Source organism: Paenibacillus glycanilyticus, from assembly GCF_023715145.1.
GTDB lineage: Bacteria > Bacillota > Bacilli > Paenibacillales > Paenibacillaceae > Pristimantibacillus > Pristimantibacillus glycanilyticus_A.
Genome location: NZ_JAMBNP010000065.1, coordinates 1 through 410 on the forward strand (window position 1 = coordinate 1; position 410 = coordinate 410).

The 410-nt window shown below is 44.9% G+C and carries 1 protein-coding gene; it reads right to left on the reverse strand.

Annotated features, from left to right (window positions below; genetic code table 11):
* On the reverse strand, positions 1-369 hold a 369-nt coding region (locus M3194_RS30980; RefSeq protein ID WP_251657990.1), incomplete at its 3' end, for a glucan biosynthesis protein.
* Positions 370-410 lie beyond the last annotated feature (41 nt).

Consider the following 410-nt stretch of genomic DNA (forward strand, 5'->3'; position numbering starts at 1 on the left):
GTCTTTATCGTGCTGAACGTTACCAAAGTTAAAATAGTCCGGGCTATATTTAATTTTGCGCACGCTGGTGGCCGTCACTTCATTGATGGTGACCGGCGTGTCGAAGTACATACCCTGATGGTAAAATTCAAGCTTGAATGGGGTTTTCTGGTTATTCCAGTAAGCTTTATCGTGATTAAACTGAATTTGCTGGTAATCCGCGTATTTCATGTCGCGGAAAGCGGAGGGCAGGTTACTCTTCGGCGCTTCATAGCCTTTCCCGGCTAACGTTTTGGCCTCTTTTGCAACGTCATCAATGCTAAATGCCCATGCAGATGAAGTACACAGGGACAACATTACGGCTGCGCTTAACCAACGCATTTTCATCATCTGTGGTTTATGTTTCATATAAGTAAGCACTTCCCCCTTTG